This window comes from Xanthomonas sp. BRIP62418 (assembly GCF_003993495.1).
GTDB classification, from domain to species: domain Bacteria; phylum Pseudomonadota; class Gammaproteobacteria; order Xanthomonadales; family Xanthomonadaceae; genus Xanthomonas; species Xanthomonas euroxanthea.
The window spans coordinates 25900-43168 of record NZ_QEZG01000034.1; the positions used below are offsets into that span (position 1 = coordinate 25900).

Annotated in this window: 8 protein-coding genes; 2 read left to right on the forward strand and 6 right to left on the reverse strand. The window is 62.7% G+C overall.

All coding sequences use genetic code 11. The features are described from left to right. Positions 1 to 63: 63 nt before the first annotated feature. From EO174_RS08865 to EO174_RS08875, 3 genes are all read right to left on the reverse strand, one after another. Positions 64 to 2076 carry a M13 family metallopeptidase gene (locus tag EO174_RS08865; RefSeq protein ID WP_126943693.1) on the reverse strand — a complete coding sequence of 671 codons (2013 nt, stop codon included), beginning with the start codon at positions 2074 to 2076 and terminating at the stop codon, positions 64 to 66. 173 nt (positions 2077 to 2249) lie between these two features. Beyond that, positions 2250 to 4349, reverse strand: a complete 2100-nt coding sequence (locus EO174_RS08870) for a M13 family metallopeptidase (RefSeq protein WP_126943901.1) — start codon at positions 4347 to 4349, stop codon at positions 2250 to 2252. Between the two features lie 380 nt (positions 4350 to 4729). Further along, entirely contained in the window at positions 4730 to 6832 is a 2103-nt protein-coding gene (locus EO174_RS08875) for a M13-type metalloendopeptidase (RefSeq protein WP_164740157.1), read from the reverse strand. A gap of 353 nt (positions 6833 to 7185) precedes the next feature. Between EO174_RS08875 and EO174_RS08880 the strand changes: the two genes are divergently transcribed. Then, positions 7186 to 8781, forward strand: a complete 1596-nt coding sequence (locus tag EO174_RS08880) for an NAD(P)/FAD-dependent oxidoreductase (RefSeq protein WP_126943904.1) — start codon at positions 7186 to 7188, stop codon at positions 8779 to 8781. A 146-nt stretch (positions 8782 to 8927) separates the two neighbouring features. Here the strand turns inward: EO174_RS08880 and EO174_RS08885 are convergent, their stop codons facing one another. The 3 genes from EO174_RS08885 to EO174_RS08895 all read right to left on the reverse strand — a co-directional run bounded on the left by EO174_RS08885 (position 8928) and on the right by EO174_RS08895 (position 16041). Then, positions 8928 to 9293, reverse strand: a complete 366-nt coding sequence (locus EO174_RS08885) for a DUF6289 family protein (RefSeq protein ID WP_126943907.1) — start codon at positions 9291 to 9293, stop codon at positions 8928 to 8930. Between the two features lie 291 nt (positions 9294 to 9584). Continuing rightward, entirely contained in the window at positions 9585 to 12671 is a 3087-nt protein-coding gene (locus EO174_RS08890) for a TonB-dependent receptor (protein WP_126943910.1), read from the reverse strand. A gap of 379 nt (positions 12672 to 13050) precedes the next feature. Continuing rightward, positions 13051 to 16041: a TonB-dependent receptor gene (locus tag EO174_RS08895; RefSeq protein WP_126943913.1), complete on the reverse strand. Its 2991-nt coding sequence runs from the start codon at positions 16039 to 16041 to the stop codon at positions 13051 to 13053. Positions 16042 to 16378: 337 nt separating this feature from the next. On the opposite strand from EO174_RS08895, the gene apbC reads away from it, so the two are divergent. Beyond that, the gene (apbC, locus tag EO174_RS08900) at positions 16379 to 17230 is read left to right on the forward strand and encodes an iron-sulfur cluster carrier protein ApbC (protein ID WP_104581933.1); all 852 of its coding nucleotides are present in this window, start codon (positions 16379 to 16381) and stop codon (positions 17228 to 17230) included. Positions 17231 to 17269 lie beyond the last annotated feature (39 nt).

Sequence of the window (17269 nt, forward strand, 5' to 3'; positions counted from 1 at the left end):
TCCGCGCTCTTTTTCATTGCCTGCCACCGTGCGTTGATGGCCAGTGACGTCCTGGCGCCTGAATCAGCGCCAGATCTTCAACTGCTCGGCATCCACGCGCTGCATCGGCTGGCCGGCCTTGCAGCTGAACGCCGCACCGAACTCGGGCAGGTTGGACAGCGGGCCGTTGGTGCGCCACTGGCCCGGTGCACGGATGTCGGCGCTGGCGCGCTGCACCGCTTCGTTTGGCGACAGCTGCTGGGCCCACAAGCCGGCCCAGGCGGTGAAGAAGGCCTGCTTGTCGGCCTCGGTGGCGGCGGGCTGTGCCTTGCTGAAGGCCTGCCAGGCCAGTTCGATACCGGCCAGATCGGCCAGGTTTTCTTCGGCGGTCTGCGCGCCGTTGACCTTGACGTTGGGCACGCCCGGATACGGGTAGGCGCCAAACTGCTCGGCCACCTTGCCGGTCAGCAGGGTCCAGCTGGTCTTTTCGGCCGGCGTCCACCAGCTGCGCAATTCGCCCTTGGCATCCACCAGCGAACCCTTGGCGTCGATGGCACGGGTGATTTCGTGGGCGACCAGCGCGCCGTAGGCGCCGTACTGCGCGGCCGGCGTGCTGCCGGCGGTGAGCACCGGCGGCTGCAGCACGGCGGCAGTGATGATCAGGCGGTTCTGCGCGATGTCGTAGGCCACTGCCGGCTGCTGCGGCAGCACGTCCCAACGACGGTCGGCGTTGCCCTTGCCGATGCGCTTCATCTCCTCGCGGTGACGCCAGGTCGAGGCGATCAGCATGTTGCCGCCGAAGCTGCCGCGGCCCATCGGCTGCACGGTGTAATCCAGATCGCGACGCGGCGCGCCGACTTCGATCTTCATCGCCGACAGCTTGGCCTTGGCTTCGGCCACTACCTCACCGTTGCCCCAGCCGGTGCGCTCCAGCGCGGCCAGCTGCGCGTCGCGCATCTGGTCGGCGATGGCTTCGGCCTGGCGGCGCGTGTCGCTGCTCAGATAGCGCGCCACGTATTCGCGGCCGAGCATCGGGCCGGCGGCGATGTTGATCGCGTCCAGCACCTGCTGCCAGCGCTGCGGCGGCAGGGCATCGCCACGCAGCAGACGGCCGCGGAACTGGTACTCGGCATCGTGAAAGCTCTTGGACAGGTACGGCGCCATCGCATCGCCCACGCGCCAGCGCAGATAGGCCTTCCACTGTTCCGGCTTGATGCTGACGATCATGCTGTCGAGCTGCTTGAACATGGCCGGGTCGGCCATCGACACCAGGTCGTCCTTGACGCCCTGCGCTTCCAGGAAGTCGGCCAGGCGCAGGTTCTTGTACTGCTTGGTCAGCTCCTTGGTGGCGATCGGGGCGTAGTTGTTGAACGGGTTGTTGATGCCCTGCACCGACTGCGCGCTGCGTGCCAGCGCGGTCTCGATCTGCAGCACCGAGGCGGCATCGGCGTCGAGCTTGTCGGCGGCGGTGCCGGTGAGCGCCAGGATCTGCTTGACGTAGGCGCGGTAGCGGCCCATCAGCGCCTGGGTGTCGGCATCGGTGCGGGTGTAGAAGGCCGGGTCGGGCAGGCCCATGCCGCCCTGCATGAAGTAGCCGATGTGGCGGTCGAGCGCCTTCAGGTCCACGTCCGGGCCGAAGTTGAAGCCGACCGGGATGCCGACCTGGTGCAGTGCGGCGATGGAAGCGGGCACATCCTTGGCCTTCTTGATCGCATCGATGCGCGACAGCAAGGGGGCGATCGGATTGGAGCCGTCCTTTTCCACGGCGGCCTCATCCAGGCCGCTGGCCCAGAAGTCGCCGAGCAGTTTCTGCACGTTGCCCTGCGGCGCCTTCATCGACGCATCCAGCAAGTCGCGTTGCTGCTGCAGCGCGCGCTCGGACAGCTGGCCCAATGCGGTGACGGCACCAGCCTGCGGCATCGGGTTGGCCTTCAGCCAGCCGGCGTTGGCGTAATCGTAGAAGTTGGTGCAGGCCGCCGAGACGGCCGGGGCCTTGGGGGCAGCCTTCTTCTTGCGAGCGGCGTCGGCGTCGGGGGCGGACAGCAGCGTGATCAGGCTGAAGCCAAGAGCGAGGGCAAGCGGACGAATGGTGGGCATCGAGAAGACGGGTGGCCAGATTGAAGTCGGCGGAGTTTAGCAAGGCTGCGTGCTGCGCAGGCATGTGTCCGCTGCCGTTCGTCTCCGCTGCTGGGCGTTTGCGTGAACGCGACAGGCCCGCGTGTGCGGGCCTGTGCGGTCAGTGGTGGGTAGGTGGAAGCGCTTGCAGCCGGTTACCAGATCACCACGCGGTCCTTGTCCGGGCGCACCATCGCATCGCCGGGCTTGCAGGCGAAGGCGTGGGCGAACTGCGGCATGTTGGACGGCGAGGCGTTCGCGCGCAGGTTGTCGGGGGCATGCAGGTTGCTTGCCAGATCGACCAGTTGCTGCTTCTCACGCATCTGCCCGCGCCAGCTGAGCGCAAACCCCAGGAAAAAGCGTTGATCCGGGGTGTAGCCATCGATGGCGGCTGCCCGCTCGGGATGCGCCCGCAATGCCGCCTGTAGCGCGTCGTAGGCGACATTGGTGCCGCCCAGATCGGCGATGTTTTCGCCAAGGGTGAGCTTGCCATTGACGTGCAGGTCCGGGTGGTCGGGCAGTGGAGCGTAGGCATCGAACTGTCGAACCAGGGCGTCGGCCCGCTGCTCGAATACCTTGCGATCCTGTGGCGTCCACCAGTTCACGTTGTTGCCCGCACCATCGAACTGGCTGCCCTGGTCGTCGAAGCCGTGCATGGCTTCATGCCCGATCGTTGCACCGATACCGCCATAGTTGAGGGCATCGTCGGCCTTGGGGTCGAAGAACGGTGGCTGCAGGATGCCTGCCGGGAAGTTGATGGAGTTGGCGCTGGGGTCGTAGTAGGCGTTGACGGTCTGCGGGGTCATCGCCCAACGGGTGCGGTCGGTCGGCTTGCCGATCTGGGCGATGTCGTAGCGATAGTTGAATGTGGCCGCCGCCTGCAGATTGCGGTGGTACGCGCCGGGAACGATCTCCAGCCCGGACCAGTCGCGCCAGGTATCGGGGTAGCCGATCTTCGGCTGGAAGGTTTGCCACTTGGCCAGGGCCTTGGCCTTGGTCTGCGCGCTCATCCAGTCGACGTGTTCGATACGCACCTTGAGCGCAGCGCGAATGTTGTCCACCAGCTCGCTGGCGCGCTGCTTGGCTTCGGGGGTGAACATCCTGGCCACATACAGCTGGCCTAGGCCTTCGCCCATGCTGGTATTGACCCTGCGCAGCACGCGCTTCCAGCGGGGTTCCTGTTCCGGTTGCCCGTGCAGCGTCTTGCCGTAGAACGCAAAGTTGTTGTCGGCGAAGGGCTTGCTGAGGTCGCCGGATGCATCGTCGATGGTATGGAAGCGCAGGTAGGCCTGCCACTGCGCGATCGGAGCGCTGGCGAGCTGGCGGTCGAACTCTGCGAAGAAGCGCGGATGCGACAGCGAGAAGCCGGACCCTGCGTCCACGCCCTGGGCGGCGAAGAAGCGCGTCCAGGAGAAGTGCGGCGTCAGTTTGTCCGCTTCGGCCAGGCTGACGAAGTGATACTGATTCTGCGGTTGACGTGCCTCGACCCGGCTCAACGTAGCAGCCGCCAGGCGCGTTTCCAGCGCAAGCACGTCGTTGGCTTGCGCACGCGCTGCGTCTTTGGCAATGCCGGTGAGTTCGAGCGACTTGGCGATGTAGTCCAGATACGCCGCACGGATGGGCGCGTACTCGGCGGCGCTGTAGTACTCCTTGGTCGGCAAACCCAGGCCGCCCTCGGTGGCAAAGGCAATCTGCATGTCCGCCGTGTGGAAATCGGCGCCGGCGCCGAAGTAGAAGACCTGCGCGTCGCCCTCTGCGTAGCGGCCGGTGATGTAATCGGCGACCTGCCTGCCGGAGGTCAGCGCGGCGATGGCTTCCAGTTGCCGACGGATCGGTTGGTCACCCGCAGCCTCGATCGCGGCTTCGTCCATGCCCGACGCATAAAGCATGCCGATCTTGCGGGCCACCGGATCGGCCTGTGCGCCTGCTTGCTTGGCTGCGGCTTCAGCGATCTCACGCTGCACGAGTTCGCTTTGTTCAGTCAGGATGTCGCTGACGCCCCAACTGGTGCGATCTGCCGGTATCGGGTTGGCCTTGCGCCATTTTTCGTTGACGAAGTTGTCCAGGTCCTGGCACGCGCTTGTTGTCGGATCCAGTTCGCCGATGTCCAGCGCCGACTTGGATGGGGCGAGGGTCGCCGCAGGCGCCAGCGTGTCCGGCGTCTTCGTGGCGCTGCCGTCGTCGGATGCACGCTTGCAGCCGGCCAGTGCGATCAGCAGGCTGAGGGCGAGTGTCGAGGTCTTGATGGCTGACATGGCGGAAATGGGCAGGAAGGAGCGCCGAGGATAGGCGGGCGCTGCCGTGCCGGCACGCAGGCTTGAGCTTTATTGAGACTTGTTTTGAAGGCGACGAGGGGTGGGGCACCGATGCCCGATGGCATGGCCCGAAAAAGGAACAAGAGTGCGCCGTGGCAGGCCGCCTGAGGGTGTAAATGGCAAGGGGAGACGCAAAGAGAGGCGGCCTGCGTAAGTTGCGCCACCTGCAGCAAGCCGCGTCCGATGCGCGATGCACGTCTTGAATCTGCCACCTGCAGGCGTAGCGCGCGATCTTGGCGGCATCACATTCCACTGCCGCAAAACAAAAGGGGCGACGATCTCTCGATCGCCGCCCCCCGTTGTTTGCAGCTACCGTGCAATTACCAGATCACCACCTGCTTGTCGCCCTGGCGCACCATCGGATCGCCGGCCTTGCACGAGAACGCGGCGGCAAACGCCGGCATGTTCGACGGCGCGCCGATGGCGCGGAAGTTGGCCGGTGCATGCGGATCGGTCTTCAGGCGCACCACCAGTTCTTCCGGAGTGAAGTTGCGGCGCCACACCGTGGCCCAGTTGAGGAAGAAGCGCTGGTCACGGGTGATGCCGTCGGTCTTGGGATCGTCCTTGCCGGCGGTGGCGGTCTTCATCGCGTCGTAGGCGGTGTTGAGGCCGCCCAGGTCGGCGATGTTTTCGCCCAGGGTCAGGTCGCCCTTGACCTTGTCGCCGGCCGGGGTGCGATAGCCGTCGAACTGCGCGACCAGCTTGCCGGTGCGCGCCTTGAACGCGTCCAGGTCCTTCTGCGTCCACCAGCCCGGATCGGCGATGAAGTTGCCGTCGGCACCGAAGCGGCTGCCCTGGTCGTCGTAGCCGTGGGTCATCTCATGCCCGATCACCGCACCGATGCCGCCGTAGTTCATTTCCTCCGGCGCATTCGGGTCGAAGAACGGCGGCTGCAGGATCGCGGCCGGGAACACGATCTCGTTCTGCAGCGGGTTGTAGTAGGCGTTGACCGTCTGCGGGCTCATGCCCCATTCGGTCTTGTCCACCGGCTTGCCGATCTTGGACAGGTTCCACTTGTAGTTGTACTCGGACGCGGCCATCACGTTGCCCAGGTAGCTGTCGCGGCTGGTGGTCAAGCCGTTCCACTCGCGCCACTTTTCCGGGTAGCCGATCTTGGGCGTGAAGCTCTCCCACTTGGCGATCGCCTTGGTCTTGGTCTCCGGGCTCATCCAGTCCAGCTTTTCGATGCGGGCCTTCAGCGCAGTGCGCAGATTGGTCACCAGGGTTTCCATCTTGGCCTTGGAATCGGCCGGGAAGGCGACCTTGACGTACATCTGGCCCAGCGCTTCGCCGGTCTGGCTGTTGATGGTGGCCAGCACGCGCTTCCAGCGCGGCTTGATTTGCTTCTGCCCGCGCAGGGTCTGGTTGTAGAACGCGAAATTCTCATCGACGAACGGCTGGCTCAGGAACGGCGAGGCGCCATCGACGGTGTGGAAGCGCAGGTAGGCACGCCAGATCGCCGGATCGGTGTCGGCGATCATCTTGCTCACTTCCTGGTGGAAGGCCGGGATCGCCAGCGAGAACATCTCCGGCGTGGGGACGCCCTGCGACTTGAAGAACTCCGTCCACGACCAGTTGGGCGTCAGCTTGTCGGCTTCGGCCGGCGAGATCGGGTTGTAGGCCAGTGACGCATCGCGCGACATCTGGGTGCTGGTCTTGGAGACCTTGGCCAGACGGGTTTCGAACGCGACCACCTGCTTGGCCTGCGCGGCGGCATCGGCCGCGGCCACGCCGGACAGTTCCAGCACCTTGGCCACGTGCGCCTGGTAGGCCTCCAGCTTGGCCTTGTTGGCGGCGCTGGTGTAGTACTCCGGGTCCGGCAGACCCAGGCCACCCTGCATGGCGTAGGCGATGTTCTGGCTGGACTTCTTGAAATCCGCCTCGGCGCCGAAGCCGAACAGCTCGTTGTTGCCCTTGGCCGCGCTGCTGCGCAGATAGTCGACCAGCTTGGCCTGGTCGCTGATGGCGTCGATCGCGGCCAGTTCCGGCTTCAGCGGCTCGATGCCCTGGGCATTGATCTTGGCCTCGTCCATGCCGGTGGACCACAGGTCGCCGACGATCTTCTCCACGCCGGTGGCGCCGGTGTCGGCTGCGGCCTGTTCGACCAGCTGCTGCTGGATCGCATTGGAGCGCTCGTCGAGCATCTCGAACGCGCCCCAGCTGGTGCGATCGCCCGGCACCGGGTTGGCGGCCAAAAACTTGGCGTTGGCGTAGGCATTCAAATCCGTGCAGGCATTGCCGTTGGGGTCCAGATCGGCGGCGGTGAACTGGTTCACGGCCGGCAGCTTGCTCTGGTCCAGGGTCAGGGTCTTGGGCGCCGTCTGGGTGGTTGCGGCGGTATCGGCCGCGGGCGCGGCCGGCGCGGCGTCTTCGGATTTCTTGCAACCGCTCAAGGCGGCGGCCACGGCCAGGGACAAGGTCAACAAATGAGGTGTACGAATCACAAAGGGCTCCAGGAGCAGATGTGGGACGCCCCGTCGCCGGGGCTGTGGCCGGCACTCTACGCCTCGCCAGCCGGATGGCATGGTGTCGAAGGTCATGGGTGCGGCGTGTGTAGAGGGGCTAGCCCGAGGTTGCCCGGATCGGCGACAGTGCTGCGCAGGGGCTGTGCACAGCGGCAGGCGGGCGTTTCGCGTTCCTGATGTGCCGATTCCGCGGCGTATGCCTGGTCGTCTGGCCTGCCCGTCGATGTCGCTGGCCAGCGGGCAGACAGAGATCGAGATGGCCACTGCTGCCCGAATGGCCTGGCTGCGCAGGCGGTGCTATATACAAGCGCATGCCTGCCGCCTCCGAACCGTTGGATGCCCTGATCATCGGCGCCGGCCACAACGGCCTGGTCTGCGCCGCCTATCTGGCCAAGGCCGGCAAGCGGGTGCTGGTGCTGGAAGCGCGAGACGTGGTTGGCGGCGTGGCTGTCACCGAAGAATTCCACCCGGGGTTTCGCAATTCGGTGGCGGCGTACACGGTGTCGTTGCTGCAGCCCAAGGTCATCGCAGACCTTGCCCTGGAGCAACATGGCCTGCGCGTGGTCGCGCGTCGCCTCAACAACTTCCTGCCGCTGCCCAATGGCGAGTACCTGCTGGCCGGCGCGGGGCGCACGGCTGTGGAAGTCGGCAAGTTCTCCGCACGTGATGCAGCTGCGCTGCCTGCCTACGAAGCGCGTCTGGAGCAACTGGCCGATGTCCTGCGTGCGCTGGCATTGCAACCACCGCCGGATGTCAGCGATGGTGGATGGTTGCGCGCGTTGCCGCAGCTATGGCGCGCAGGCAAGCTCGGGCTGCAGCTGCAGGGATTGCCGCTCGCGTTGCGGCAGGAGCTGCTCGACCTGTTCACCATCTCGGCCGCCGAGTATCTGGATCGCTGGTTCGATAGCGCGCCGATCAAGGCACTTTTCGGCTTCGACGGCATCGTCGGCAATTACGCCAGCCCCTACACACCGGGCACGGCCTACGTGTTGTTGCACCATGTATTCGGGCAAAGCAACGGCGTGAAAGGTGCCTGGGGCCACGCCATCGGCGGCATGGGTGCCATCACCCAGGCGATGGCCGCCAGTGCGCGCGCATCTGGCGCGAGCATTCGTACCGGCTGCGCGGTGGAACGTGTGCTGGTGGAGCGGGGGCGTGCGGTCGGTGTGGTGACTGCAAAGGGCGACACGATTCGCGCCTACCATGTGGTCGCCAACGTCAATCCGAAACTGCTGTATCAACGCTTGATGCAGCCAGAAGATGTCCCTGCGGCAACACGGGAACGCATGGCGCATTACCGCTGCGGATCGGGCACGTTCCGCATGAATGTCGCGCTCTCGCGGCTACCGGATTTCACTGCGTTGCCGGGCACGGGCGATCATCTGACCGCCGGCATCATCCTGGCTCCTAGCCTGGACTACATGGATCGCGCCTGGCAGGACGCGCGCACCTCGGGATGGTCGCGCGAACCAGTGGTCGAACTGTTGATTCCCAGCACCCTGGACGACACCCTGGCACCGCCCGGACAACATGTGGCCAGCCTGTTTTGCCAGCACGTGGCACCGCAACTGCCGGATGGCCGGCACTGGGACGATCATCGCGAAGAGGTCGCCGACCTGATGATCGCCACGGTCGAGCGCTACGCGCCCGGATTCGCCGCCTCGGTGGTGGGCCGGCAGATCCTCAGCCCGCTCGATCTGGAGCGTATCTTCGGATTGATCGGGGGCGATATCTTTCACGGCGCCCTCAGCCTCAACCAACTCTTCAGCGCACGCCCGATGCTGGGGCAGGGCGCCTATCGCGGCGCGATGCCCGGGCTGTATCTATGCGGGTCCGGCACGCATCCCGGCGGCGGGGTGACCGGAGCGCCTGGGCATAATGCGGCGCGGGTGATACTGGGTAAGTAACACCTGTCCTTAAGCGCTTTCTACTCTGCGAGCGTAAGAAGCCCCGGAAGCCGGGGCGATAGAGAAATTCACTACCTGACCGTCAGCCGGTTGTCGCTACCGCCATTCAGACCGCCTCGCTGGTCATTCAGCCAGATCCTGTGTTTTCAGTTATATAAACCGCGCTGCCACGGGCTGGTCAAGTAGCCGTTGGGCCATGGGCCGTCTCCACACATTCCCTGCCCCCATGTATCGCAGAAGTCAGCGCGCAACTGCTGCGAAACTTCGGTGTAGGCGATCGAGTTCACGTTACGCGTATCGCATTCATAGCTGATGACGACACGCTTGACGGTCGATGTCGTGCCCTGATGCTCAGTCTGATTACTGCAATACAGGATGCTCTGGCCGACCAGGTTTTCGTTAGCGTCGAACCACATCCAGGTACGGCCATACTGAGTCGCTGCGTTTGCTTCCTTGGTGACAGCAAGCCCGCTCATCGCCACAAAGACCGCTGCCAAAAGTACTGTCTTCATTCAACTGGCTCCTTGTTGTGCCCCAACTCCCTTGAGGCATGGGTTGTACCTTTTCCTTATTAGCCCCGGAAGATGGGCGACTTGTCGCTACAGGGTTGCAGATGGGACCACTCCTTTCTTTCATTTCCAGAGAGTCCGCTCACGGTGTTGCTTAGTCGTTTTTTCAGCTGGAAATTCATGGCTGAATCGAATTATTTTTGTAAAAAAAAGCTGCAGAGTGACCGTGATTAGGGTTTGTAGTAATCCAATAAGTCACCGGAAGCGTCACAACGACGCTTCCGGTGGTCGCGATCAGAAGTCGTAAGATGCAGACAGACGAACATAACGTGGAGTGTTGTAGCTATAGTTTTCTAGGCCGATTCCATAAGTGTTTGAAATTAGGCCGGGATCTGTCTCATAAACTCCGTCGATACGAGTGACGGCGCGATCATTAAGTACGTTGAACACCTGAAGTCCGAGAGCAAATTTGTGCTCGGCGAACGAAGGGCGATATGTGACGCCCAGGTCCACGTTCTTGATCCAGGGGGTCCGGCCAGCATCACCGGGGCGCGAGGGCTGACCACCGCAATAGTGATAAGCCGATCCGTAGCTGATCGGATCCGGATTTTCTGGATCATTGAAGTAGCCAAGGCAGGAAACTGGCGTACCTGACATGACGCGCAGAGTGGCTGATGCCATCCATTCGGGCGTGATCTGGTATGCGCCGAACGCTTTCAGCTGATGGCGGCGATCGTTTGCCAGACTACCGCCCGCGTAATACATCAGCGCCGCAGCATCCCAGTCCTGTGTTTTGGAAACGTCAGATTGACCGATGTCAGACTTGACTTGACCTTCGGTATTGCCGTAGCTGTGTGACCACGTGTAATCGATGCGGCCGTACCACTTCTCATCAAACGGATGTTCCAAGAAAAGATCAACCGCAATGTAGCTGCGCTTAGCTTTATCAGTGAAGCCCCAGTCGGATTGAGACATCTGTAGCTGGGTAAAGCCCGATCCATCGCGATTTGCAAGATTATAGGTATTGGTCTTGCCTGGATTGAAAATAACGCAATACGGAGTATCGATGGTCCTGGGATCAATTCCTTGCGATGCAAGTTTCAGGTCGCCACGTGCGGTGTAGTCATCGTTGTGCATGTCGCAGACGTCGTCGATTGCCGCTTCCAGCTTCCGATACGTTGCCTTGGCGCCGGAGTTCCAACTTTCGCCAATTGTCTTTTCAAAGCCAAGAATCAATTCATCCTGGTACTGCGACTTCAAGTCGCTTGGAGCAAATGCCCCTGGATTGGGTGCTTGACCAAATTCGCCGTTGGCCGAAACCGGTCCCGGCCCGAACGGCGTCAAGCCAGTTGGTTCGCCGTTGGCGTCGATGCCGGTATAGGTGAAATATTGATCGGTATAGGTAGATGCCGACGCGCCGCGGATGGCAACGCTATTAGGAAGCGCCAGGTAGTAACGGCCGAGATTAGCGAATATCTTCAACGATGAGTCGCCAAAGACATCCCAGCTCGCTCCTAGACGTGGAGCCCACTGGTCACCGCTATCCACGTAGGCGACATGATCACTGTTGAAGTTGGTGAACTGGTCGTTGCGGATGCCCAGCGTCAGCAGCCAGTTGTCGTTAACCTGCCAGCGATCTTCCAAGTAATACGCTTTTTGCTCCACTGCCATGCTTGTGGTTGTGGTGAAAATACGTTGTTGGGCGTAGAACCCGTTGGAGCCAGCTCCGGGAGCACCGACGCCCAGTCCTGGACGTACTGGTGTCTGCTCTGTGAGAGCGCGTCCATAGATCCATTGGTAGCCGGGACCGGTGGTGCGTACGCCCTCGTCATAGGCATTGAAGTACATGTTGTCCACGCCGGCAGTGATGTCGTGGTCGCCCAATCGGTAATTGAGCTCCAGACGCAGGCTGCGCGTCTTGTTGATCGGATCGTCAGCTTTCACCCGGTTGGTCGCCTGATTATTGCGGATTGGCGTACCGCCATTCAGTGCAGGGTTCTGGCTAGTAACGGTGCCCAGAAACGGTAGGCCAGAGACAAATGGGTTGAATTGCTGATTATGCTGGGTGCTGCGTCCCCATGTAGCGTTCAAGGTCAGATCGTCCGTCAAGTAGCTTGTGTACTTGAAGATGTCGTAGCTGTCTTTGATCTTGAATGTGTCTGGATAGGTACCGGTGCGATCGCCACTCACTAGGCCATCGTAATCGAACGAGGTGTAGTAGCCACTACGGCGATCAGTGTTTTGAACGCGCGTGTATTCAAGGATGTTGCTGTCGTTGATGTTCCAGTCGACTTTTCCGTAAAACTTTGGCGTGCTGTATTCGTAATTATTGCGAGCCTGGATGCTTGCATTGCTGGCGTTCGTCCCTAAGCCATCAACTTTTTCAGTTTCACCAGCCACAAAAATAAACAGCTTGTCTTCGATCAGCGGGCCACCTGCATATGCGCTGTAGACAGTACGCGTTTGCTTGTTATCCTTGCCTGCGCGATACAGAGTGCCAGGTTGGTCAGGGGTGTCGTACTCGTATCCATCAGGGAGTGTTCTGTTCGGATACCACACGTCACCACGCGAACTCGCCAGCGAATCTGGCTCCCAAACGGCCTGCACACCAAAATGCCACTCATTGGTGCCGCGCTTGCCGAGCTGATTGATCACGCCGCCCGTTGAGCGACCATATTTGGCGCTGTAGCCACCTGTATAGGTTTCCTGCTGGTCGATAGCGCCGTAGGGCAGGCTGACGCCGCCCAGGTTGCTCAGCGGATTGCTGACGTTGAAGCCATTGATGTAATACGCGTTTTCGGTGACGCCCGAACCGCCGAAAGACACGACGGAGCGCGAGCCGTTATTGAATGCACCGGCACCTGAGACAGCACCGGGAGCAAGCAACGCGATTGCTTCAGCACTACGACCCAGCGGAAGCGTTGCAAGCTGCTGGGACGTGATCACCGAACGCGAGCTGGTGGAGCTGACGTCGATCTTCGGTGCATTGGCGGCGGTGACGGTAATTGCCCCTAGCGTGGTTGCATCGGCGTTTCCGCCAGAGGCAGCTGCGCCAGCAAAAGACACCTCAGTGCCGGATCCGACGCGCAACTGCACATTCTTGCGGGTGTCGACGACCTGATCGCCACGCTTCAAGGTCACGGTGTAAGCGCCGACCGGCAACGAGCCGAGGTTGTAACGGCCATTGGCGTCGATGGTGATCGTGCGGCTGAGGCCGGTGTCGCTCTGCACGACGATGGTGCTACCGGCTTCCGAGGGAGCGCTACCGTAGATGCTGCCGGTCGTGCTCTGTGCGTAGACCGCACCGTTGGCGAGACAGGCGCCGAGCACGACTGCCAGAGCAGTGCGCTTGAGGGCGTGGCGACGAAATTGATTGCTCATTCCTAACCTTTCAGCTGGGTATCGGGAGAAGTGGCGGTCATCGGAGAGTCAGATGGCCTTAACCCGAACGTAATGAATCTGTGGGCTCGGTCGCAAGCGCTTTGAATGATTCGTTAATGAAAAGGGTGAGATCCGCACCGAATATGCGGATCTGCGCACAATTCACCGGGCATGCGAATGAGGGCACACGTCACTTGCACGAGTATTCATTTTTGTCAGTGCGTGCGATGCGGCATGACATCGAATCAATCAACCGAATGCGGCATTCGGGCTGTGCCCCTCAATAGAGTGTCGCGCCTGGTTGAATGGTTTCAGCTGAAACATGACGCAAAAAAGACCCCGTCGGACGGGGTCTTTTCGATGCGGGGGTCAACAGGCCTCAAAACCGGACTGTCGTGCCCAGATAGAAGAACCGTCCGACGTTGTCGTACAGCGCAGAGGTGAAGTCCGAGCCAAAGTAGTTACGCGGCGGATCCTTGTCGAAGGCGTTGTCGATGCCGAGGTAGACGTCGATCTTCGAGCCGGGGAACTGATAGCCGAACTGGAAGTTGTGATAGGTGTACGAGCCGTTCCTGATCGGGCTGGCCGAGCCCGGATTGCTGTTGTAGCTTTCCGGTGTCACGCGCAGGTTGCCGTCCACGTAGTTCATGTCCCACGAAGCGCGCCATTCGTTCCAGTTGTACTTGGTCTGGAACTGCGCGCGCCAGCGCGGGTCGGTCACGTAGGTCACGTACTCGTCGTACTCGGCCGGAAAGTCCTGGAACACCCATTCGCGCGACTGGATCAAACGGGTGCCGACCAGGCGCAGCACGGTGTTGCCTTCGCCGAGCTGGAAGCGGTAGTCCATTTCCAGATCCACGCCCACACGCCGCGAGCGTGACAGGTTTTCATTGAGCGCCTGCCAGCCGATGATGCTGTGCTCTGGATAGATGCGGCCCTGCGGGTCGGTGAATCCACCCAGCGGGGCGCGCTGCACGAAGCCGCAGAAGCTGTTGTCGATGCCACCTGGATTGTCCACGCAACGCGTGGCATTGGTCTCTGCGGTCACGGTGCCGATCGCGTCCTGCAGGTCGATGCGCCAGTAGTCGATCGACATGCCGAAGCCTTCGAAGAACTCCGGTTGCCACACCAGGCCATAGGACAGGCTGCGCGCACGCTCCGGCTTCAGCTCCGGGTTGCCGCCGCTGACGCCGGGGCGGGTGGAGGTGAAGGTGTCGATCCAGCCCACCGGCACGCCCAGCGCGCTGCAGTTGGCCTGGCGCAATGCCACGTCGCCCGCGGTGCCCGGGCGGTTGGTGTTGGTCGGCAGGTAGTTGCAGGGATCGTTGATGGTCGCGAAGTTCTCGCTCTGCGAGTCGTACAGCTCGCCGATGCTGGGCGCGCGCACCGCCTGTGCCAGCGTGCCGCGCAGACGCAGCGAGGGGATGATGGTCCAGTCCAGGCCCACGTTCCAGGTCTTGGTCGAGCCGATGCTGTCGTAGTCCGAATAGCGGCCTGCCACGTCCAGCGCCAACCGGTCCACCCCCGGCAGGCCGGCGAGCAATGGAATGGTGCTCTCGACGAAGATTTCCTTGACGGTGTACTGGCCACCGCTATTGGGGATGGCGTTGAGGAAGGTCGCGCCCGAGGCCGCCAGCGGATCGGTGATCTCCTCGCTCTGCTCCTTGCGGTACTCCACGCCACCGGCAAACCCGATGTCGCCGGCCGGCAGCGACAGCAGGTTGCTGTTGGCCACCGATGCGCTAAACACGGTCTGCTGGATCTTGGCCTGCGAGCGCGCGGTGGTGTTGAACCACGCCGCTGCTTCCGGGGTCACCGCGCCGTTGCCGAACACACTGAACGGCACGCAGCCTTCGCGCGCCAGGGCCGAATAGACACGGTTGGTGTGGGGGTTGATCGCGCCCGGATCCAGCGTGGTGCGGCAGACGATGTTGCCGCTAGCATCGCGTGCGGCGTCGATACCAGCTTGCCAGCGCTCATTGATGCGGTTGTTGAGGTTCAGGCGGTCGACCGTGGTCTTGCCGTAGTTGGCAGACACGTCGTAGCTCCAGTTGTCGGTGAAATTGCCTTCGGCGCCGAGCACTGCGCGGTAGGTCTTGCGCTCGATGTTCTCGCCGCGGCGGCCGGCATCGACATTGAAGCGGTTCATCAGGATCTGGGCGGCACCGCGCGAATCCATCAGCGCACCGAGTTCGGGGCTGATATACGGATTCTGGCGACGCACGCGCAGCGAGCTGTCGAATGCCGGCTGGCCGAAGAATTCCGAATCGGTCTCGCTGTACTTGCCCTCGAAGAACAGGCGATGGTTCGCGCTGATCTCGAAGTTGATCATGGTGTTGACGCTCTTGCGATCGAAGCCGGGCTGCAGGTCGGCAACCGCATTCAGATCGACGAAATCGCAATCCACGCACGAGGTATTGCTGACCACCGGGCCGTTGTAGCGATTGCGGCGGAAGCTGCCGTCCTGGTTGAACAGGTAGCGGTTGCCATAGCTGGCCGGGTTGCGGAAATCGAAGGTGCCCAGGTTGAAGGTGCCGCCGTAGGACGTGGAATGATTGCCGCCCGGGCCGCTGAGCACATTCTGCGGATTGCGTTCGCTCGGCGGTTGGCTCGGGTCGAACGCGGGGTTCGGAACCGACACCAGATATTCGCGGCCGATGGCGCGGTTGCCGCGACCGAAGCGGTCCTGCTTGCTGTATTCGCCGGACACCGCGATGTTGCCGCGGCCATCCGCAAAGTCGGTGCCTGCCGAGAAGCTGGCGAAGGAGCGGTTGTAGTTGCCCTCGTCGGCCAGGCCGGTCTGCGCACGCGTCTCGAAACCGGTGAAGTTCTTCTTGAGGATGAAGTTGACCACGCCGGCCACCGCATCGGCGCCATACACGGCCGAGGCGCCACCGGTGATGACTTCCACGCGTTCGACCCATTCCACCGGAATGGTGTTGACGTCCACCGCGGTCGAGCCCGGGCTCGAACCAACATGGCGGCGGCCGTTGACCAGTACCAATGTGCGGTCCACGCCCATGCCGCGCAGGTCGAGCAGGCCCAGCCCGGCGGTGCCGATGAAGCGGGTGGAGTTGCCCAGCGTGTAGCTCGGTGCCAGCGCGGGCATGCGTGCCATCAGATCGCTGATGGTGGTCGCGCCGGTGGCGCGGATTTCCTCGGCGCTGATCGCAGTGACCGGCGAGGGCGTGACAAAGCCGGTACGCGCAATGCGCGAGCCGGTGACGGTGACCTTGTCCAGATCGGTGGTGCCGGGCGCGACTCCGCTTTCCGACTGCGCGGCGGCGTGGCCGGCAGAGGCGGCCAGCACGGCAAACAACGCGGTGCTCAAACGATGACGCTGGGTGTGTTGCGGAAGACGACTCGACATGACCTTGCGGATTCCTCGCTGGGATTTGGCGAAACAGTCGCGCTCGCTGAGCGCTGGCTGAACTGGAATTCGAACGTAACAATTCCTTAATCATGTGTCCACATTTGTGAAATTTGTCATTGGTCGACACGTGCGTGAGTCTGCGGCGCGCCTGGCTGCTGACGGCTTGCAACGCGTCTGCCTGTGGCCGGACTGGGTAAACTGACGACCTTTCCAGCGCTGCGGCTGGCGATGCAGCCATCGCTGCGGCGCCAGCACGAGCAATCAGGCAGACAATGACGACGATGGTGCAACGCGCTTCAAGCAAGGCGATCGATCTCTCCCGGAGCGCATGCGCATGACCGGCGAACGCAGAATCCCCGCGCATGCGGTGCAGGGCGCGTTGGCGCCGCATCCGCGGATCCGCAATGTGATCGCGGTCGGCTCCGGCAAGGGTGGGGTGGGCAAATCCACCACGGCGGTGAATCTGGCGCTGGCCTTGCGTCAGCAGGGCGCACGCGTGGGCGTGCTGGACGCGGATATCTATGGGCCGAGCGTGCCGGCGATGCTGGGCCTGAGCGGGCGGCCGGACAGCCCGGACAACAAGTCGATCGAGCCCTTGCGCGCGTTCGGCATCGAGGCGATGTCGATCGGCTTGCTGGTCGACCAGGACACGCCGATGATCTGGCGCGGGCCGATGGCAACCTCGGCGCTGACCCAGCTGTTCAACGACACACTGTGGGACGACCTGGATTACCTGCTGATCGACCTGCCGCCGGGCACCGGCGACATCCAGCTGACCTTGTCGCAGAAGATCCCGGTGGCCGGTGCGGTGATCGTCACCACGCCGCAGGACATCGCCACGCTGGACGCGCGCAAGGCCTTGAAGATGTTCGAAAAGGTCGAGGTGCCGGTGCTTGGCATCGTCGAGAACATGGCGGTGCATACCTGCTCCAGCTGTGGTCACCGCGAGCACCTGTTCGGCGAAGGCGGCGGCGAGCGCATGGCCGCGCAATACGGTGTGCCCTTGCTCGGGTCGTTGCCATTGGCGATTGCGATCCGCGAGCAGGGCGATGCCGGCCAGCCGATCGTGGTGGCCGCGCCGGAGTCGGCGGCAGCGCGGGCCTATCTGGCTGCCGCCGCGCGGCTGTCCGAGGAGCTGGGCAAGCGCCCGCGCGCCAGCATCCCGATTTCGGCGTCGTTGCTGTAGCGCGCAGGCCGGCCGTTGGTGCCGGCCGCTTGCTAGAAT